Below are 19,086 nucleotides of genomic sequence, written 5' to 3' on the forward strand. Positions count from 1 at the left end.
CGATTGGCAAAGACCGATTACGAACCCGAGGACGGAGTCGTGGCGTTGCTGATCGTGGCGCTGATGTTGGTAAACGCAGTGGTATAGATCTGGGAAATCTTGCCGGACAGACCTGCCACCACAACTACCACCACGCCGGCGATGACGGCGTATTCCAGGGCGGTCACGCCGCGTTCGTTTTTCTTGAACAGTTGGAAGAATTGTTTGAGTTTCATAGGTACCCCTCGATATTGGTTAGTCGTCTTTGCGTCATGCTTCGGGAGCGAAGCCGTGCACTTTGCACTGCTATAAGCTATAAATCGCTACGTCTTTTTCAAGCATGTCTTACAGCCACCCCCTGTGACGGCGCAATTATTCCCCACCCCCCTCCCGGCAACTTGATCTAAGTCAAAAATGCGATGCGCAAAAAAATGAAAAACAAATAATTCAATGTTGTTTTTAATTGAAATTACGTACGTATCACTACTTATTTTGCGCAAAATCATAATTCCATAGGCATTTATTTCGATGCACATATCATGACAAAGTCTTTTGCCATATTCGTAAATATTGATTTTTAAAGGATTTGCTTACTAATTCAGAAATGTGAAATGAGAAAAATGCGAGAAGGTGCAGCCAAAATCCGCCTTCATGCCGGCAACTTCAGCCAACTAGCTGCCATTTTTTGCTTTTGTGACGAAATTGTTGCGCTATTACATCAATTTTGTGAATTCACTGGCCGTTTAAAACATATTCGATATATCGTTCCGCGCTTAATTTAGCTAACTTGCCGGCTTCTAGCGGCCAGTGGCGTGGATAGTGAAGGGATATGTAATGAACATCTGGCGTTTTCATGAGATCTTGCTGCGGGCCTGCGCAGTCTTGGCGGGATCGTGGTTCGTTCATGCCAGTTGGCACCAATGGCGGCTGCAGCCGAACCGTCTATCGCTGCTGCTGCTGATGCTGGGAGAAGGCACCGTTGTGCTGCTATTACTCATCAGCAAGGTGCCCAAACGTCGCGATTGGCATCCAGTCAGCCTGTTTTGCACGTTGGTCGCGACCTATTACTTTCTAGCGGTTCGGCTCACACCGGGCATCCATCTCGTACCGGAATCGATTGGCGTGCTATTGCAATGCACGGGCCTGAGTTGGTCGCTCTATGCAAAATGGTCTTTGCGCCGCGCCTTCGGCCTGCTACCCGCCAATCGCGGCGTTGTGACCACGGGTGCTTACCGCGTCTTGCGCCATCCTATCTACGCCGGCTATCTGTTCAATCATCTTGGGTTTCTACTGGTTTCATACTGCTGGCAAAACCTGCTGGTCTACACGGTGCTTTATAGCGTGCAGATCATCCGCCTGCGGCGGGAGGAGTGCATTTTGCGCGATGACCCGGATTACCGCGATTACTGCGGCCATGTTCGATTCCGTTTGATACCCGGAGTTTTCTGACATGTTCGAAAACACTACCCCTTTTCGTCAGGCCACGCCGTGGCTACTCGGACTATTCATGCTTATCGGCATGGACTACTGGCTGCTGCCGCGCGTCAACTGCAGCATTGAACCCACCGGATTGGCCTGTTTCGCGCTTTACATGGGAGGTTTATTGGCGCTGACGCTGCTCGTTCTCGCGGCGGGAGAGCTACCCAACAGTCTATCCAGACCGTCATCTCGCACATTCTGCAAGGCAATGGTCTTTGCCAAACGCTTTGGCTATTTCCAGCTCGCTGTCATCTATGTCGCCAGTGCTTTCAAAGCAATCGTTGTATTGTCATACGTCAACATCAGGGCAGGGGCACCCGCCATCGACGCAGATCTTGCCCACTGGGATCGGCTCATCCACTTCGATTGGCTTGGCTACTATCGCTTGCTCAACAGCCTCCCCATGCTGCGTGCCGTGCTGAGAGCGACTTACGCAAGCGCGCCGGGCCAGATGTCGCTGCTGATGTTTTTCCTGGCCATAACAGGCCACACGCAGCGGATGAGGGAAATGCTCGCGTTACTATTGATATCCAGCTTCATTTCCGTAGTGACAGTGCGGTTCATGCCGGCACAAGGCACCTACTATTTCTACGAAGTGGCCAACCAATCGGCTCGCGAGTTGACGTCGCAGTTTTTGCCGTTGCGCACCCGCCCTACGTATATCATCGATTTCACGAACTTACAGGGACTCGTCTCGATTCCCTCGTTCCATACCTGTATGGCGATTATATTTTGCTACGCTCTGCGCGGCTGGAAATGGCTATTTCCGGTATCGCTAGCACTCAATGGCGCCATGCTGCTATCGACACCTTACTATGGTGGTCACTATCTGGTAGATATGCTGGCTGGCGCAGTTTTGTGCGCAGTATTGATCTGGCTAAGTCGCCTGTGGTTCAGCACAGCGCCCGAACTGCGGGCGCTCAGGTTTGCTGTTTAGAAGTGAGCAAAGGCGTCGCTGACTAGCGTGGCAATTTGAGCAAAACCATGGGAGAAAATACCCTGAATAAGGGATGATACGCCCACTACAGCCATCACCACCAACCCCGCTATAACGGCATACTCCAGCGCGGTCACACCGCGCTGGTCTTGCAGAAAACCCGCCGGCCACATCCTGTTGCCCTCGCGGCGCTCGATCGATCGGTGCATTGCCCCACCTCGTTGTTTTATCTTGAGGACGCAGTGTAGAAGCCCCCCTGCCAGAGGGTGGTTGATGTAGATCAAACCCTTTCCCCCGCAGCGAGGGGCATTGCCATCAAAGCAGCCTTGCGTGCCGAATACCCAGTCAAGTCAAAGACTTTGTCATTAAAAATGCGCTACGCTAAATGTCTTGCAAGCCTGAAGTGTCTATCTTATCTATGCAGGTCGATTACCAAGCGATTTTAGACGCCATCGCAGAAGAGGTGGCGCCGCTGATGCGGCAAGGACGCGTCGCCGATTACATTCCCTCGCTAGCCCAAGTGCCACTGGCACAATTCGGCATGTGCGTGGTTACGCTGGACGGTCGCTACTATGCGGTGGGCGCTGCCGACAAGCGTTTTTCCATTCAGAGTATTTCCAAGTTGTTCGCGCTGACGCTGGCCTTCCGCCAGCTGGGGGATGGCTTATGGGAGCGCGTCGGCCGCGAACCGTCCGGCAATCCTTTCAATTCCTTGGTGCAACTGGAAAACGAGGCTGGCAAGCCGCGCAATCCCTTTATCAATGCCGGGGCATTGGCGGTCACCGACGTGCTTTGCAGCCATTCGGTCAATGCCCACCTGGCCATTTTGCATTTCCTGCGCCGGCTGAGCGGCCGGAACGATATCAACTTCGACCATGAGGTGGCCGAATCGGAAGCCGCCACCGGGCATCGCAATGCCGCCATGGCCAACTTCATGAAGAGTTTCGGACGGATTCAATCGCCGGTGGAGGTGTTGCTGGATAGCTATTTCCACCAGTGTTCGATCGCCATGAGCTGCCGCGAATTGGCAACGGCGGCATTGTTTCTGGCCAATCGCGGGGTGGTACCGCAAAGCGGTGAGCATCTGCTGACCGCCAGCGAGGCCAAGCGCCTGTGCGCCGTTCTGCTGACCTGCGGCACTTACGATGCGGCGGGCGATTTCGCCTACCGGGTGGGGCTGCCGGCCAAGAGCGGCGTGGGCGGCGGGATTGTGGCGGTGGTGCCGGGCGAGCTGGCGGTCTGCGTCTGGTCGCCCGGACTGGATGCCAACGGCAATTCGCTGGCGGGCGGCATGGCGCTGGAGCGCTTTACCACCCTGGCGGGTAATTCGATTTTCTAGAGCGTGCCCACGGTCTGAGGATCAGACCTTCTTGAGGAAGCAGGCCTTGAGCATGAAACTACCGGCATCCATGCGGCAATCGACCTCGTGGTCGCCGCCGCTCACCAGCCGGATGCTTTTGACCTTGGTGCCCATTTTCAGGGTGATCGAGCTGCCTTTGACCTTCAGATCCTTGATCAGCACGACGGCGTCGCCGTCTTGCAGCACCGTGCCGTTGGCATCGCGCACCGGCGCATCGTCTTCAGTGCCGTCGGCCGCGGCCTGCATTGGCCACTCGTGGCCGCAATCGGCGCAAACATAGTTGTCACCGTCCGGATAGGTATTTTCCATTGCACATTGCGGACAGGCGGGAATCGTAGACATGGCGAGATCCAATCGGAGATAACAAAGCCGGGAGGATACCGGAAGCGTTGACGACATGCGTAATTTTTATATGGAGAACAACATGCACTGCCCTCGAATCACACTACGCCAAGATGGCCCCGAGTTTTCCCGCATCGTCGCCGGCATGTGGCGCCTGGCCGATTGGAATCTGCCGCTGGCCGAGCGCATTCGCTTTATCGAGCAGTGCATCGCGCTAGGCGTGACCACGTTCGATCATGCCGATATTTACGGCAACTACCAGTGCCAGCAATTGTTCGGCGAAGCACTGGCCCAGGCACCCAGCCTCAAGCGCCAGATCCAATTGGTCAGCAAATGCGGCATCAAGCTCGTCTCGCCGCACCGGCCGGAACACCGCATCAAGCATTACGACACCAGCGCGGCGCATATCATCGCCTCGACCGAACGCACGCTGACCGAACTGCAGGTCGATACGCTGGATCTGTTGCTGATCCACCGCCCAGATCCACTGATGGATTATGACGAGATGGCGGGCGCCTTCGAGCGCTTGCGCGCCGATGGCAAAGTAAAGCATTTCGGGGTCTCCAACTTCACGCCGGCGCAATTCGAGGCACTCGACAGCCGCATCGCCCTTGCGACCAACCAACTCGAGTTTTCGCCGCTGCATCTGGCGCCGCTGACCGATGGGCAATTCGATACCTTGCAACGCCACCAGGTGGCGCCGATGATCTGGTCGGCACTGGGCGGCGGGCTGCTATTCACCCGCACGGACAGTGCCAATCCGACGCACGATGTGTTGCTCGAGCTGGCAGCGGAGCTGGGTACGACACCGGCAACCCTGGTGTATGCCTGGATCATGCAGCTGCCCTGCCAGGCCTTGCCGTTGACCGGCAGCGGTCGCATCGACGTCGTGCGCGATGCTGTCGCCGCGACCGCGCTACAACTTGAGCGCCAGCATTGGTATCGCATTCTGTCGGCGGCCAGCGGGCATGAGGTAGCTTGATCGCGGCCGACACTTTGCCAGAATGATTCTCATTGCTAACCACCCATACCGCATGGCAGCATGTGCCTATTATCCAAGGGGAATAGGCATGAGCCACGATCTGTTCGATCAGCAAATCAATGGGCTTAACGGGAATCCGATCGACCCGACCGCCTTGCGCGGCAAGGTGGTGCTCGTGGTGAACACGGCAAGCAAATGTGGATTTACGCCGCAATTTGCCGAGCTGCAAGCGCTGTATGCGCGCTATAGCGAACGCGGTCTGGTGGTGCTGGGCTTCCCCTGCAACCAGTTTGGGAGCCAGGATCCTGGCAGCCCCCAGGACATCGGTGCTTTCTGCCGGAAAAACTATGGGGTGGATTTTCCGATGGCCGAGCGCGTCGAGGTCAACGGCGCCCATGCCCACCCGTTATGGCGCAAGCTTAAGCGGGCCCGGCCAGGGTTGCTGGGCCTCGGCCGCATCCATTGGAATTTCACCAAGTTCCTGATCGATCGCCAAGGCCGGGTGGTGGCACGCTTCGCACCGATGACGCGCCCGGAAAAACTCGCGGCGCGCATCGAGACCTTGCTATAGGGCCAGAGGCGCGTCGTCAAAATGGCATCATGATCCGAACGCGATGGCCATCCGGATCGAGCAATACAAAGCTGCGGCCGTATTCCGTCTCTAGCGGAGGCTGAATAACGATGCATCGCTCCTGGTGCTGTAGTTCATCGTGACGACTATCGACCGCGTCCTCATCGTCGAGCACGATCACCAGTTCGGCGCCGCCGCCGGCAATGGTCGACGCGGGTTCGACGCACTCTCGCGCCCATAAGCCCAACCGCACCCCCTCCTCTTGCTCGAAGAGGACAAACGAGGCGGTGGCGGACACCGGCGCTTCGCCCAGCACTTCCGTATAAAAGGCCGTGCTGGCAGCCAGATCATCGACATACAGCAAGACATGAGAAGGCATCGTCATTGCGAAAGCTCCTCGCGCGACGCGCAATCTGGCACGTGCGCCATGACAAGTGGGATATCGTAAGACGTTATAGTCGATATGACAGGTATTATTAATTAATAAGTTAAGTATATAGAGAGATCGCGATGCCGCCCCGCCGCGTGTTGCTGACAATTTTCTCGCTGTCGCTACTGTTGCACCTGTATATCGGGCAGCGCCTACTGGCATCGCCGAACGGGCCTGGCTGGCAGCTCGCCGTGTTGCTGGTTTCGAGTCTGGCAGTACCTTCGTCGCTACTGCTGCGGGGCATGAAATCGCCCCTTCTGGCCGATGCTTTGTCCTGGGTCGGTCTAGTTTGGCTCGGATTATTTGCCCTGACGTTGAGCTTGACCGCCGCACGCGATGTGCTGCTGGTGTTGACGTGGCCATTCATGCCATCCCGACGGGTCTGGCTGTCTGAGTTCTCGGCACAAAGCGTGCTGTGGCTAGTGCCGATGCTACTCCTCGTCGGCCTATTCAATGCTCGCCGCGTGGCCCGCGTTCGCCGTGTAGATATCGTTCTGCCTGGCCTGCCGTCCGAATTCGACGGCTTCACCCTCGCTCAGCTTAGCGACATTCACGTCGGCCCGACCATCAAGCAAGGTTACCTGGCGCGCATCGTGCGAGCAGCCAACGCGCTCGATGCCGATGTAATTGTCATCACCGGCGACGTGGTGGACGGAAGCGTACGTCGCTTGGCGGCACAGACCCAGCCGCTCGCCGAGCTGACGGCGCGACACGGCGTTCATCTGGTCACAGGCAACCATGAGTATTATTCCGGCGCGCGCGAATGGATCGCCGAATTTCGTCGCCTAGGACTCACCGTGCTGGAAAACAGTCATGTCGTCCTGCGGCGCGGCGCCGCCAGCCTGGTGCTCGCTGGCGTGACGGACTACTCGGCCGGTCACTTCGAGGGCGGGCAGGCCAGCGACCCATGCGCCTCGCTGGCGGGGGCCCCGGCCGAGGCCGCCGTGCGTATCTTGCTGGCTCATCAGCCTAGAAGCGCACCGGCCGCATCGGCAGCCGGCTTCGACCTGCAACTTTCCGGCCATACCCACGGCGGCCAATTCCTGCCATGGAACTGGCTGGTACCGCTACAGCAGCCGTTTGTCGCCGGCCTGCACCGCGTCGGTCGCCTACAAGTCTATACCAGCCGCGGCACCGGGTATTGGGGGCCGCCCATCCGCCTGTTCGCGCCATCGGAGATTACCCTGTTGCGCTTGACGCGCGCATAAATGCTGGCGATTTTACTGGTTTTGACCGTATAATCAGCGGTTTGAATACGCATTCGCCGGAGAGAGGCGCGCCCCGAGGACCCTCTAGACAGCGTCCCTAAGCCCGTTGAGACGGCTCAACGGGCTTTTTGCATCGGACACGCGACTTGCCGGCCAGACAGGCTGGATCGATTGCAATGAAGAAAGTGTTTATCAAGACCTTCGGCTGCCAGATGAACGAGTACGATTCGGACAAGATGCTCGACGTGCTCGGCGCAGCTGAAGGCATGGTCAAGACGGATTCGCCCGAAGACGCCGACGTCATTCTGTTCAATACCTGTTCGGTCCGCGAGAAGGCACAGGAGAAAGTATTCTCCGATCTTGGCCGTATCCGCCAATTGAAGGATCGCAAGCCCGAACTGCTGATCGGCGTCGGCGGCTGTGTCGCGTCCCAAGAAGGCGAAGAGATCATCCGGCGCGCACCCTACGTCGATGTCGTGTTCGGACCGCAAACACTGCACCGTTTACCGGCGCTGATCGATAGCCGCCGTCAGACCGGCAGCGCCCAGGTGGACATCTCCTTTCCGGAAATCGAGAAATTCGATCATTTGCCGCCGGCCAAAGTGACTGGCGGGGCCGCTTTCGTCTCGATCATGGAAGGCTGTTCCAAGTATTGCTCATACTGCGTGGTGCCCTATACCCGTGGCGAAGAGGTCTCGCGACCGTTCGAGGACGTGCTGACCGAAGTGGCGGGCCTGACCCAACAGGGGATCAAGGAAGTAACGCTGCTGGGGCAGAACGTCAACGCCTATCGCGGCGCCATGGCCGACGGCGGCATTGCCGACTTCGCCATGCTGCTGGAGTACGTACACGAAATCCCCGGCGTCGAGCGCATTCGCTTTACCACTAGCCACCCGCGCGAGTTCACCGACCGCCTGGTCGACTGCTTCCGCACGCTACCCAAGCTGGTTTCGCACGTTCACCTGCCGGTCCAAAGCGGCTCCGACCGAATCCTGATGGCGATGAAGCGGGGCTATACGGCCCTGGAATACAAGTCGGTCATCCGCAAGCTGCGTGCCGCGCGGCCTGATCTATGCTTGTCGTCGGACTTCATCGTCGGCTTCCCCGGCGAAACCGAAGCCGATTTCGAGGCCACACTCAAACTGGTGCGCGATCTCGAATTCGACCTGAGCTTCGTGTTCATCTACAGCCCGCGCCCCGGCACGCCGGCGGCCAACCTGTCGGACGATACGCCGCACGAAGAAAAGGTACGCCGGCTCGAAGCGCTCAACGAAGTCATCGAAGCCAAGCACTTCAGCACCAACCGCGCAATGGTCGGCAGCGTCGAACGCGTGCTGGTCGAGGGCCCCGGTAAACGCGAACCGGGGCAACTCTCCGCGCGCACCGCCAACAACCGCGTGGTCAATTTCCCTGGGCCGCTACGGCTCATCAATCAAATGATCGACGTACGCATCGTCGAGGCACTGCCGCATTCGCTACTCGGCGAGGCGGTGATCGCCGAATAATCGCCGGAGGCATAAGGAGTCCGCTATGTTCGTTGTGACGTTGACCTACATCCAACCGCTAACAGAAGTAGACAAGCTGCTGGCAGCCCATGTCGAATGGCTCAAGGGCGGCTATGCCTCGGGGATGGCCATTGCCTCGGGCCGCAAGGTGCCGCGCGACGGCGGCGTGATCCTGGCGCGCGGCGAGCGCGCCGAGCTTGAAGCCTGGCTTGCCCAGGATCCTTTTGCCGTGGGCGGCGTGGCGCGCTACGATATCGTCGAATTCGTGCCGAGCATGGCCGCAAGCGGCTTCGAGGCACTGACAACGGCATAACATGTAGGAGCGGCTAAAGCCGCTCCTACGGGCCGTTCCTGCACGAAATGGAGACCCCCAAAACTTGCACACCGAACCTCTCAGTTTCTCCCCCGTCGACAACCAGCGACTGGCCAATTTGTGCGGGCCGCTGGACGAAAACCTGAAACAGATCGAAATCGGCCTGGACGTCGCCGTCCAGCGCCGGGGCGAACATTTCAAAATCCAGGGCGAGCAGGCGCACGCCGCGGTCTTGGCGCTGACCGAACTCTACCTGCAGGCGGAAAAGCAGCCGCTGGATATCGAAGACGTACAATTGTGCCTAGTGGAAATCCAGCGCCAGGCACCGTCCGCCACCCACGACGAACGCCCGCTACTGCACACCCGTCGCGGCGAACTGCGCGGCCGCACCCCGCGCCAGGCCGACTACATCAAGGCCATCCTCGAACACGACATCACTTTCGGCATCGGCCCGGCCGGCACCGGCAAGACCTACCTGGCGGTCGCCTGCGCCGTGGACGCCATGGAGCGCGACCAGGTGAAGCGCTTGGTACTGGTGCGCCCGGCAGTCGAGGCGGGCGAAAAGCTGGGCTTTTTGCCCGGCGATCTGGCACAGAAAGTCGATCCGTACCTGCGTCCGCTGTACGACGCACTCTACGACCTGATGGGCTTCGACAAGGTGACCCGCATGTTCGAAAAGGGTCTGATCGAGATCGCGCCACTGGCCTATATGCGCGGCCGCACGCTGAACAACAGCTTCATCATTCTCGACGAAGCGCAAAACACCACGCCGGAACAGATGAAGATGTTCTTGACCCGTATCGGCTTCGGTTCGCGCGCGGTCATCACCGGCGACGTCACCCAGATCGACTTGGCACGCCACCAAAAGAGCGGCCTGGTCGAGGTGGAGCGCATACTCGGCAAAATCCGCGGCATTCATTTCCAGCACTTCCAGAGCGAGGATGTGGTGCGCCACCCGCTGGTACAGAAGATCGTCGACGCTTACGAACAATGGCAGGACCAGGATGAAAATCGCCAAGCAAAGAATTAGAACACCCAGAACCGCACGCCTCAATTTGAGTGTGGACGATGTGGCGGCACGGCCCAACACGCCGGATGCGGCCGCCATGCGCCGCTGGGCCGAGGCGGCACTGCTGCCCGAGGTGCAGGCGGCCGAAATCGGTCTGCGCGTGGTGGACGAGGCCGAGGGACGGACACTCAACCGCGACTATCGCGGCAAGGATTACGCCACGAATGTGTTGACGTTCGCACTCAATGAGGGCGAGGATCCGCTGCCCGGCATGCCGCTATTCGGCGACATCGTGCTGACCGCACCGGTCGTCGAGCGCGAAGCGCGCGAACAGGGCAAAACGCTGGATGCGCACTATGCGCACCTGGTGGTACACAGCATGTTGCATCTGCAGGGTTTCGACCATCTCGAGGAAGAAGAGGCCGAAGCCATGGAAGCGCTTGAAACCGTCATCGTCAAGCGGCTAGGATACCCGGATCCCTACGGCGAGGAGCACGCCTAAACATCATGGAAGACCCCAGTAAACCCCGCCCCAACTGGTTGGAACGTTTGTCCGATCTGTTCCAGCACGAGCCGGAAGACCGAGAGGAATTGGTCGAGTTACTGCATGCCGCCTATGCGCGCAATCTCCTCGATGCCGAAGCGCTGGGCATGATCGAAGGGGTGCTGTCGGTCGGCGAACTGACCGTCGGCGATGTCATGATTCAACGCAGCCAGATGGATGTGATCCGCCAAGCCGATCCGATCGAGCGCTTTCTGCCGATGGTGATCGAGAGCGGCCACTCGCGCTTTCCGGTCATCGGCGAGGATCGCGACGACGTCATCGGCATTCTGCTGGCCAAGGATCTGCTGCGCTACTTCCATAACCCGGAAACCTTCGACCTGGCCAAGGTGCTGCGCCCGGTGGTTTTCGTGCCCGAATCCAAACCGCTGAACGTCCTGCTCAAGGATTTTCGCAGCACGCGCAACCACTTGGCGGTGGTGGTGGACGAGTATGGCGGCGTAGCGGGCTTGGTGACCATTGAGGACGTGATCGAGCAAATCGTCGGCGATATCGAAGACGAGACCGATTTCACCGAGACCGAAGAGCAAATCGTGCAGGTGCGCGGTCAGCGATATCGGGTCAGCGCACTGACCGAGATCGAAGTCTTCAACGAATTTTTCGGCTCGCGCTTCGCCAGCGACGACGTCGACACCATCGGCGGCCTGGTGCTGGAGATGTTCGGCCACGTGCCCAAGCGCGGCGACAGCCAGGAATCCGACGGGATGCGTTTTACCGTCATCAAAGCCGACAGCCGGCGCCTGCAAACCCTTTTGGTGGAAAAAGTCCAACGTGACGCCTGAACGTTCCCAAGCCATGCGCCTGGCGCTGTTGTTGATCCTGGCCACCCTGGCCGGCGTTGTGACCGTGTTGGGCTTTGCGCCCTATCGCATCTATTGGATCATGCCGCTGTCGTTGGCGATTCTGGCCAACACGCTGTCCCGCGGCGGCAAGCACGCCTTCTGGCTCGGTTATGCCTGGGGCTTATCGTCCTACTTGTGCAATTTCAACTGGATCTTCATCTCGCTGCACGATGTCGCCGGTATGCCGGCCTGGCTCGCCGTGCCGCTCACCGTGCTGTTGCCGGCCTATCTGGCGCTCTACCCCGGCCTGGCGGCCTGGATGACCATCCGCATCGGCGACAAGTGCGGAGCCGGCGCGGCCGAACGCTGGCTACTGCTGTTTCCGGCGGCCTGGACACTGATGGAATGGTTGCGCGGCTGGATGCTATCCGGCTTCCCTTGGGGCCAGGTCGGCTACTCGCAGATCACGGAAAGCCCGTTGGCCGGTTACGCGCCGGTCGGCGGTATTTTGTTGGTGACCCTGTTGGTGGCGCTCAGCGCAGGCGGGCTGCAATTGGCCGTGTCGAGCGGCAAGTGGCGTCGCGCCTGCCTCGCGGCCGGGCTGATCGCGCTTTGGGGCGGCGGTTTGGCGCTCAAACCGATTGCCTGGACCACCCCTGTGGGTAAGCCGATCACCGTCGCACTGGCACAAGGCAACGTTCCGCAATCGCTAAAGTGGAATCCGATCAGTTTCGAGTCGACATTGCGGTTATATGGCCAGCAAATCGCCGAAACGCGCGCCGATCTGATGATTCTGCCCGAGACCGCGCTACCGGCGCTGCTGAGCGAGCTGCCGCCGAACTATATACAAATCCTGCAAAGCCTGGCCAATCACAACGGCATGGCCGTCGCCGCCGGCGTACCGCGCCGTAGCGACAGCAATCCGAACGGCTATCTGAACTCGGTGGTGGCGCTCACCACGCCCGGCATGCCGTATTACGCCAAAAATCACCTGGTGCCGTTCGGCGAATTCGTGCCGCTGCCGATCCTCACCGGCTGGCTATATCAATGGATGAACATGCCCTTGTCCGGCTTCAGCCGCGGAGGAGACCAGCAGGCGCCATTGGCGCTGGCCGGACAGCAGATCGCCTTCAACGTGTGTTATGAGGATAGTTTCGGCGAAGAATTGATTGGACCGGCCGCGCATTCGACCATGTTGGCCAACGTCAGCAATCTGGCCTGGTTCGGCAAAAGCACGGCGGCGAGCCAACACCTGCAACTGGCACAAGCGCGAGCGCTGGAGACCGGCCGCTTCATGCTACGCTCGACCAATACCGGCATGACCGCCATCATTCGCCCCGACGGTGCCGTGGATGCGATCGCCGCACCGTTCACCCGCCAGGTGCTGCTCGGTTTTGCCGAAGGCCGCACTGGCCTGACGCCCTTCATGCGCTACGGCAACCTGCCGGTATTGCTCGCCGGTGTGCTGATGTTGTTCGCGCCGCTTATCCGCTTGCGCCGTCGGGCGCCAAGCGAACGGCCACGCTACCGCGACCATCTCTAACAGCCTGTTCGCGGCAGCGGGGTCGGCCGCTCACACCTTGAAGCGCGACACCAGGCCACGCAGTTGCTCGGCGTGGCGGTGGATTTCCTCAATGGCTTTCGATGTCTGTTGCGTGGCAGAGGCATTGGTGTCGCTGCTCTCCGCGATTTGATCCACGTGCTGGGCAATATCGCGGCTGACCTCGCCTTGTTGCCGCAAAGCCTCGGTAATGTCATGCACGGCATGCAGCACGGCCTCGGCACTGTCGCGGATGCGTGCCACCGCGTCGCCGCCTTGGTGCATCAGTGCCAGACCGCTCTGCACCCGCTCCACGGCCTCTTCCATCGTCGAGTGCGACGCATCGGACCCCTGCTGGATCTCCTCGACCATGGTGGCGATTTCGCGCGTGGCCATGGCGGTACGCTCGGATAACTTGCGCACCTCGTCCGCCACCACGGCAAAGCCACGACCGGCCTCGCCGGCGCGTGCCGCCTCGATGGCGGCATTGAGCGCCAGCAGATTCGTCTGATCGGCGACCTCACGGATAACTTGCACGATCGAGGTGATATTGGCGGTACGGGCAGCCAAGTCGCCGATGGTACCGGCGGCGGCATTGACCGACGCGCCGATACGCGTCATTTCGCCCTCGGCCTGTCCCAACACGGCACTGCCCTCGCGCGACAACTCGCCGGAGACCTCCGACAGTCGCCGCGCTTCGCGCGCATGTTCGGCGATAGACTGGATACTCTGCGTCATGGTTTCGACCGATTGAGCCATGGCGCTGGCCGAGCGGCTTTGCTCGCGCGAGCCGGCGGCGACATGTTCGGCGCTTGCGGTCACCTGGGCGCTGGTCTGCCCCAAGTGGTTGGCGCCGTCCACAATGTCGTGCACCAATTGGCGCAAGTGGTTTTTCATATCGTCCACCGCCGCCAGCAAACTGGAAGTATCGCCGGGGCGCATCGGCACGGGTTCGTCCAGATAGCCGGCCGCGATGCGCTGCACCACGCCGGTGGTAATGGCAGGCTCGGCCCCCAGTTGCGCCAGGATGCGCCGGGTGACCAGCGCGCCCAACACCAGCAGGACCGCCAGCGACACCAGCACCTCGACGACCAGCCAGCGCATTTGCGCATAGAAGGCCGCATCGACGTCATCGAGATAGATGCCGGTGCCGACGATCCAATGCCAGCCCGGTGTCGTCATCAAGTAGGAAATCTTGGATTGCGGCGCATCGAAACCCGGCTTTTCCCAGATGTAAGAGGCAAAGCCCTGACCCTGGCCTTGGGCAATCGTTTGATCGAACAGATCGCCGAGGTTCTTGCCTCCGGCATCGCGCAGCGTGTGCGCATCCTTGCCGAGCATCGCCGGTTTGACCCCTTGCACCAGATAGTGCATCGAGGAATCGAAAGCGAAGAAGTATTCTTTCTTGTCGTAACGGATAGCGGTGAGCGCCGCGCGAGCCAAGGTCTGCGCCTCGGCGGTGGGCAACTTGCCTTCCGCGGCCAAAGCTTCGAAGCGCGCGACGATGCTGACGGCCGCTTCGACCTGATTGCGCGTCTTGTCCTGGCGGTCTTGCAGCATACTGGCACGCTGGCCGTAGATGCTGAATCCGCCCTGAATACAGAGGATCAGCGCCGCAAAGGCCATCAGCGCCATCAACCGTAAACGTAGACTAACCCCCTTGATTTGAGACACCACCATTTGCTCCCCCTGTCTCGGTTGACCACCGTACCATTGTTATTTGTGATCACTAATTAATTGTTATTGCATGATTTGCTGCCGTTGACCAGTGTTACGTCCTCTTTGCATGAGCCAAAGCAAAAGCCCGGCTGACGCCGGGCTAAAACAGCGGTTACCGCCCTACCCACTCATTTCATGGTGGGCATGGCGAACTCGGCGCTCAGCGTGTCGGGCCAGCGGCTGGTGACGGTCTTGATGCGGGTGTAAAAACGGATGCCCTCCGGGCCGTGCATGGCATGATCGCCGAATAGCGAAGCCTTCCAACCGCCGAAGCTATGGAATGCCATGGGCACCGGCAGCGGCACGTTGATCCCGACCATGCCGACCTGGATACGCTGCGAGAATTCGCGGGCGGCCCCGCCCGAACGGGTGAATAGACTGACGCCGTTGGCGAATTCGTGGCGGTTGATCAGTGCCACCGCCTGCTCGAAATCGTCGACGCGCAGTACGCACAACACCGGGCCGAAAATTTCCTCGCGATAAATGGTCATCTCCGGCGTCACATGGTCGAACAGACTTGCGCCGAGGTAGAAGCCATCCGCGCCCTGCGGGTGGCGATACTCGCGGCCATCGACCACCAACTGCGCCCCGGCTTCAACACCCGCGGCGATATAGCCGCGAACGCGCTCCAGGTGCTGCCGGGTAACCAGCGGCCCCATTTCGGCACCGGACTGGCTGCCGCTACCGATCTTCAATTGGCGTGCCCGTTCGGCAAGCCGCGCCACCAACGTATCGGCGACGTCGCCGACGGCCACCGCCACCGAAATGGCCATACAGCGCTCGCCGGCCGAGCCGTAGGCGGCGCCGATCAGTGCCTCGACCGCCTGATCGACATCAGCATCGGGCATGACGACCAAGTGGTTCTTGGCACCGCCCAGCGCTTGGATACGCTTGCCGTGCTCTGCCCCGGTTTGGTAGATATAACGGGCGATCGGCGTCGAGCCGACAAAGCTCAGCGCGGCCACATCGGGATGGCGCAGTAGCGCGTCGACCGCCTGCTTATCGCCATGCACCACATTGAAGACCCCGGCGGGCAAACCAGCCTCGGCCAGCAGCTCGGCCAGCAACAGTGCCGCGGACGGGTCGCGCTCGGAGGGTTTGAGCACGAAGCAATTGCCGCAGGCCAGCGCTACCGGGAACATCCACATCGGCACCATGGCAGGGAAGTTGAACGGCGTAATACCGGCCACCACGCCGAGCGGCTGGCGTAGGCTGTAACTATCGATGTCGCTGCCGACTTGCGGGCTGTACTCCCCCTTAAGCAGATGCGGAATGCCACAGGCGAACTCGACCACTTCCAGCCCTCGCGTCACTTCGCCGAGCGCATCCGGCACCAGCTTGCCATGCTCGCTGGAAATCAGCTCGGCCAGCGCCTGCTGGTGCTGCGTCAACAACTCCTTGAAGCGGAACAGGATGCGGGCGCGCTTTAACGGCGGCGTATCGGCCCAGGCGGGGAAAGCCCGCCTACCCGCCGCCACGGCGGCATCGACGTCCCGGTCGGTCGCCAACGGTACCCGGGCGACAACGGCACCGACCGCTGGGTTGTAGACATCGCCAAAGCGCTCGCCGGTGCCGGCATGGCGCTCGCCTGCAATGTAGTGCGTGAGCGTATTCATACGGTTTCCAATCAGGGGGTTTGTTCGATGGCCTGGCCAAGGACGGCGAACAGCCGGTCGATGTGTTCGGCCTCGATGATCAGCGGCGGAGAAACGGCCAGGGTGTCGCCGGTGACGCGCACCATCACCCCTTGCTCCCAACATTTCAGAAAGACCTCCATGCCGCGCTTGCCGGGCTCGCCCGGGCGTGCCTCGAGTTCGATGCCGGCCACCAAGCCGAGGTTGCGGATGTCTTTGACGTGCGGTTTGCCTTGGAGGGCGTGCACGGCCATTTCAAAGTGAGGCGCCATCTCGGCGGCACGCTGGAACAGACCGTCGTCGCGATAGACGCCCAAGGTCGCGATCGCCGCAGCGCAAGCCAGCGGATGAGCGGAATAGGTGTAGCCGTGCGGAAACTCGATAGCTTGCTCCGGCGCACTGTCCATGAAGGCCTGGTAGATGGCGGACCGGGCCAGCACCGCACCCATCGGCACCGAGCCGTTGGTCAGGCCCTTGGCACAGGTTAAGAGATCGGGCAGCACGCCGAATTTGTTGCTGGCCCAATCGGCCCCCAGGCGGCCGAAACCGGTGATCACTTCATCGAAGATCAACAGGATGCCGTATTTGTCGCAGATCTGGCGTAGTCGTTGCAGATACCCCTTGGGTGGCAAAATAACCCCGGTGGAGCCTTGCATCGGCTCGACGATGACTGCGGCAATGGTGGACGGATCGTGCAGTGTCAGGATGCGGCTTTCCAGTTCTTCCGCCAATTCGGCGCCATGCGCCGGCTCGCCACGACTGAAGGCGTTCTTGGCGATGTCGAGCGGATGGCGCAGATGGTCGACCATCGGCAGCGTGACCGGGAAGTGCTTACGATTGCCGGCCATGCCGCCGACCGCCACGCCGCCGAAGTTGACGCCGTGATAGCCGCGCTCGCGGCCGATCAACTTGACCCGTGCCGCATCGCCGCGCACGCGGTGATAAGCCAGCGCCATCTTGAGCGCGGTTTCCACCGCTTCGGAACCGGAGTTGACGAAAAACGCCTGGGTCAGCCCATTCGGCGCCATGGCCACCAGTTGTTCGGCCGCCTCGAATGCCAGCGGATGTCCCATCTGGAACGGCGGCGCGTAATCGAGTGCGCCGGCTTGGCGCTGGATGGCTTCGACGATCGGTCTGCGATTGTGCCCGGCGTTGACGCACCACAAACCGGCGGCGCCATCCAGCACCTGGCGGCCGTCGGCATCGGTGTAGTACATCCCGTCGGCAGACACCAAAAGGCGCGGGGCGCGCTTGAATTGCCGGTTGGCGGTGAACGGCATCCAATAGGCATCCATGTTCGGTCGATTCATTGCGCTCCCCTCTCCTCTGTCCTGCCGGAATCCCAGCGATGGCTTAAATCTACCCGCCGCGCATGGGCCATGACAGATACAGTTGGCGTTTTTCGCTCCTAACCGTACTGCCGTTGCGGCCAGTACAGCGCGCCGCGCCACGGCGCCAGATCAGAACCATTGCGCCCGGAAGGCGGCGTCCGATGCCAGCCGGCCCGCACCGTAGCGCCCGTCCTTCGACAGACCGCGGACAAATACCATACGCTGCGCGGCAGAAGTGTCCGCCGTCATGCCGTTTTCCTGGGTCCAGCGAAAAACATGCCGCCGTTCGTGGCCGTCCGTGGCAACCCCGACCACCACCTTGCCGTCGTCGGAAACCGCCGTGGGCATGGTCACGTCGCCACCGAGCGTATTGACGATTTCTTGCATGGCGCCGGAAGTTCGGCGCCAGATGTAGCCCTTGATCGCCCCTTCCTCGGGCAAGAACACGCCAATCATGCCGTTCGCACTGCTACCGACAACAACGCTGCCATCGGCCGAAACTGCGGAAGCCTCCGATCCGGATAGACCTGGCAGCGTCCCTAAATCCTTCATGCCGTCACGCTCGCTCCAGAGAAAAGCGCGCGCCTGCCGCGCCGCATTTTGCGCCACGCCGACGATATGCTTGCCGCCATGCGACACCCCAGCGGCGTAAGCGGCACGACCGCCGAGCGAACCCAGATCGCGCATTGCACCGTCACTCGACCAGCGCAATGCACGGCGTACACCTTGAGCATCGGCGCTAAAGCCCGCAATCGTGGCGCCATCGTTCGACACCCCCGTCGCGGTGGATAACGCCGCATCAGGCGGTACCGTCAACGCATGCGCAGCGCCGTCTGCCTCCCAACGCACGGCGCGTGCCAACAGGTAGCGACCGTTTTCGAAGGTGCCGTCACAGACGCCGACGATCACCTTGCCGTTGGCCGAGATCGCTTCCGCCGCCGCATGCTCTCCGCCGCCAGGCAAAAAGGCCAGCTTCGTCATCCCGGCTGCGGGTGTCCAACGAAACGCGGCCAGACGCGGGAGAGCGCGGTCGTGACGATTGTTTCCTGCCAGGGTGCCGTACCCCACGACAATCCCGCCGTCGGCCGAAACCCCTTGCGCCTGCGCCATGGTATGCGGAGAGGCCGCATCGAGCGTGCCGAGCGAGGTTATGCGCGTCATGGTCTGCGCATGGCAACCCAGGCTGAGCGTTAGCAGCGAAATGGCAAATGGAATGGATAAAGCTGAGGGCTTATACATGATATCTCCTTGGGGAAATGAACCATTAACCTACGTGCACGTGCATTGCGACTGTAAGCGCACGCACGCACGCGGTCACGCCAAGGCGATCCACATTTTCCATTATATTCAAATAGTTAATGGAACTATGCCGTTTGATCGTCGCACACCACATGGACACTACG

20 protein-coding genes are annotated in these 19,086 nt (G+C 60.5%); 12 read left to right on the top strand and 8 right to left on the bottom strand.

What is annotated here, in order from left to right:
• Positions 1–17: 17 nt before the first annotated feature.
• Entirely contained in the window at positions 18–215 is a 198-nt protein-coding gene (locus tag DFP86_RS07330; RefSeq protein WP_133679689.1) for a Flp family type IVb pilin, read from the bottom strand.
• A gap of 598 nt (positions 216–813) precedes the next feature.
• Here DFP86_RS07330 and DFP86_RS07335 point away from each other — a divergent pair.
• Complete coding sequence (locus DFP86_RS07335; RefSeq protein WP_133679691.1) at positions 814–1,428, top strand: methyltransferase family protein; 615 nt, start codon at positions 814–816, stop codon at positions 1,426–1,428.
• Between the two features lies 1 nt (position 1,429).
• The gene (locus tag DFP86_RS07340; protein WP_133679693.1) at positions 1,430–2,395 is read left to right on the top strand and encodes a phosphatase PAP2 family protein; all 966 of its coding nucleotides are present in this window, start codon (positions 1,430–1,432) and stop codon (positions 2,393–2,395) included.
• Here DFP86_RS07340 and DFP86_RS07345 read toward each other — a convergent pair.
• Entirely contained in the window at positions 2,392–2,604 is a 213-nt protein-coding gene (locus DFP86_RS07345; RefSeq protein WP_133679695.1) for a Flp family type IVb pilin, read from the bottom strand. The two genes, DFP86_RS07340 and DFP86_RS07345, sit on opposite strands and share 4 nt — an antisense overlap.
• Positions 2,605–2,798: 194 nt before the next feature.
• On the opposite strand from DFP86_RS07345, the gene DFP86_RS07350 reads away from it, so the two are divergent.
• Positions 2,799–3,734, top strand: a complete 936-nt coding sequence (locus DFP86_RS07350; protein WP_243729334.1) for a glutaminase — start codon at positions 2,799–2,801, stop codon at positions 3,732–3,734.
• A 21-nt stretch (positions 3,735–3,755) separates the two neighbouring features.
• On the opposite strand, the gene DFP86_RS07355 is transcribed toward DFP86_RS07350, so the two are convergent.
• Positions 3,756–4,097 carry a zinc ribbon domain-containing protein YjdM gene (locus DFP86_RS07355; RefSeq protein WP_133679697.1) on the bottom strand — a complete coding sequence of 114 codons (342 nt, stop codon included), beginning with the start codon at positions 4,095–4,097 and terminating at the stop codon, positions 3,756–3,758.
• A gap of 82 nt (positions 4,098–4,179) precedes the next feature.
• Between DFP86_RS07355 and DFP86_RS07360 the strand changes: the two genes are divergently transcribed.
• Both DFP86_RS07360 and DFP86_RS07365 read left to right on the top strand, forming a co-directional pair.
• Positions 4,180–5,079 carry an aldo/keto reductase gene (locus DFP86_RS07360; protein WP_208108256.1) on the top strand — a complete coding sequence of 300 codons (900 nt, stop codon included), beginning with the start codon at positions 4,180–4,182 and terminating at the stop codon, positions 5,077–5,079.
• Positions 5,080–5,167: 88 nt separating this feature from the next.
• Positions 5,168–5,650, top strand: a complete 483-nt coding sequence (locus DFP86_RS07365; protein WP_133679699.1) for a glutathione peroxidase — start codon at positions 5,168–5,170, stop codon at positions 5,648–5,650.
• Between the two features lie 16 nt (positions 5,651–5,666).
• Here the strand turns inward: DFP86_RS07365 and DFP86_RS19275 are convergent, their stop codons facing one another.
• Entirely contained in the window at positions 5,667–6,035 is a 369-nt protein-coding gene (locus DFP86_RS19275; RefSeq protein ID WP_166642188.1) for a VOC family protein, read from the bottom strand.
• 125 nt (positions 6,036–6,160) lie between these two features.
• Here DFP86_RS19275 and DFP86_RS07375 point away from each other — a divergent pair, with 125 nt between their 5' ends.
• The 7 genes from DFP86_RS07375 to lnt all read left to right on the top strand — a co-directional run bounded on the left by DFP86_RS07375 (position 6,161) and on the right by lnt (position 13,002).
• Entirely contained in the window at positions 6,161–7,288 is a 1,128-nt protein-coding gene (locus DFP86_RS07375) for a metallophosphoesterase (RefSeq protein ID WP_133679703.1), read from the top strand.
• Between the two features lie 176 nt (positions 7,289–7,464).
• Positions 7,465–8,793: a tRNA (N6-isopentenyl adenosine(37)-C2)-methylthiotransferase MiaB gene (gene miaB, locus DFP86_RS07380; protein ID WP_133679705.1), complete on the top strand. Its 1,329-nt coding sequence runs from the start codon at positions 7,465–7,467 to the stop codon at positions 8,791–8,793.
• 25 nt (positions 8,794–8,818) lie between these two features.
• A complete protein-coding gene (locus DFP86_RS07385) occupies positions 8,819–9,106 on the top strand; it encodes a YciI family protein (protein WP_133679707.1) in 288 nt (95 codons plus the stop codon).
• Positions 9,107–9,170: 64 nt separating this feature from the next.
• Positions 9,171–10,136, top strand: coding sequence for a PhoH family protein (locus DFP86_RS07390; RefSeq protein ID WP_133679709.1), 966 nt, complete (start codon positions 9,171–9,173; stop codon positions 10,134–10,136).
• Positions 10,111–10,617: an rRNA maturation RNase YbeY gene (ybeY, locus tag DFP86_RS07395; RefSeq protein ID WP_133679711.1), complete on the top strand. Its 507-nt coding sequence runs from the start codon at positions 10,111–10,113 to the stop codon at positions 10,615–10,617. The genes DFP86_RS07390 and ybeY overlap by 26 nt, the downstream gene beginning before the upstream one ends.
• 5 nt (positions 10,618–10,622) lie before the next feature.
• Positions 10,623–11,459, top strand: a complete 837-nt coding sequence (locus DFP86_RS07400) for an HlyC/CorC family transporter (protein ID WP_133679713.1) — start codon at positions 10,623–10,625, stop codon at positions 11,457–11,459.
• A complete protein-coding gene (gene lnt / locus DFP86_RS07405) occupies positions 11,449–13,002 on the top strand; it encodes an apolipoprotein N-acyltransferase (protein WP_243729335.1) in 1,554 nt (517 codons plus the stop codon). The genes DFP86_RS07400 and lnt overlap by 11 nt, the downstream gene beginning before the upstream one ends.
• A 30-nt stretch (positions 13,003–13,032) precedes the next feature.
• Here lnt and DFP86_RS07410 read toward each other — a convergent pair whose 3' ends face one another.
• The 4 genes from DFP86_RS07410 to DFP86_RS07425 all read right to left on the bottom strand — a co-directional run bounded on the left by DFP86_RS07410 (position 13,033) and on the right by DFP86_RS07425 (position 18,922).
• Positions 13,033–14,679 (bottom strand): methyl-accepting chemotaxis protein, encoded by a 1,647-nt coding sequence (locus tag DFP86_RS07410; RefSeq protein ID WP_133679715.1) that lies wholly within the window; start codon positions 14,677–14,679, stop codon positions 13,033–13,035.
• Between the two features lie 167 nt (positions 14,680–14,846).
• A complete protein-coding gene (locus DFP86_RS07415; protein ID WP_133679717.1) occupies positions 14,847–16,334 on the bottom strand; it encodes a CoA-acylating methylmalonate-semialdehyde dehydrogenase in 1,488 nt (495 codons plus the stop codon).
• 11 nt (positions 16,335–16,345) lie between these two features.
• Positions 16,346–17,662: an omega-aminotransferase AptA gene (gene aptA / locus DFP86_RS07420; protein WP_243729336.1), complete on the bottom strand. Its 1,317-nt coding sequence runs from the start codon at positions 17,660–17,662 to the stop codon at positions 16,346–16,348.
• A gap of 150 nt (positions 17,663–17,812) precedes the next feature.
• On the bottom strand, positions 17,813–18,922 hold the full coding sequence (locus DFP86_RS07425; protein ID WP_133679719.1) for a hypothetical protein: 1,110 nt from the start codon (positions 18,920–18,922) through the stop codon (positions 17,813–17,815).
• Positions 18,923–19,086 lie beyond the last annotated feature (164 nt).

Source organism: Paludibacterium purpuratum, from assembly GCF_004363805.1.
Taxonomy (GTDB): Bacteria; Pseudomonadota; Gammaproteobacteria; order Burkholderiales; family Chromobacteriaceae; genus Paludibacterium; species Paludibacterium purpuratum.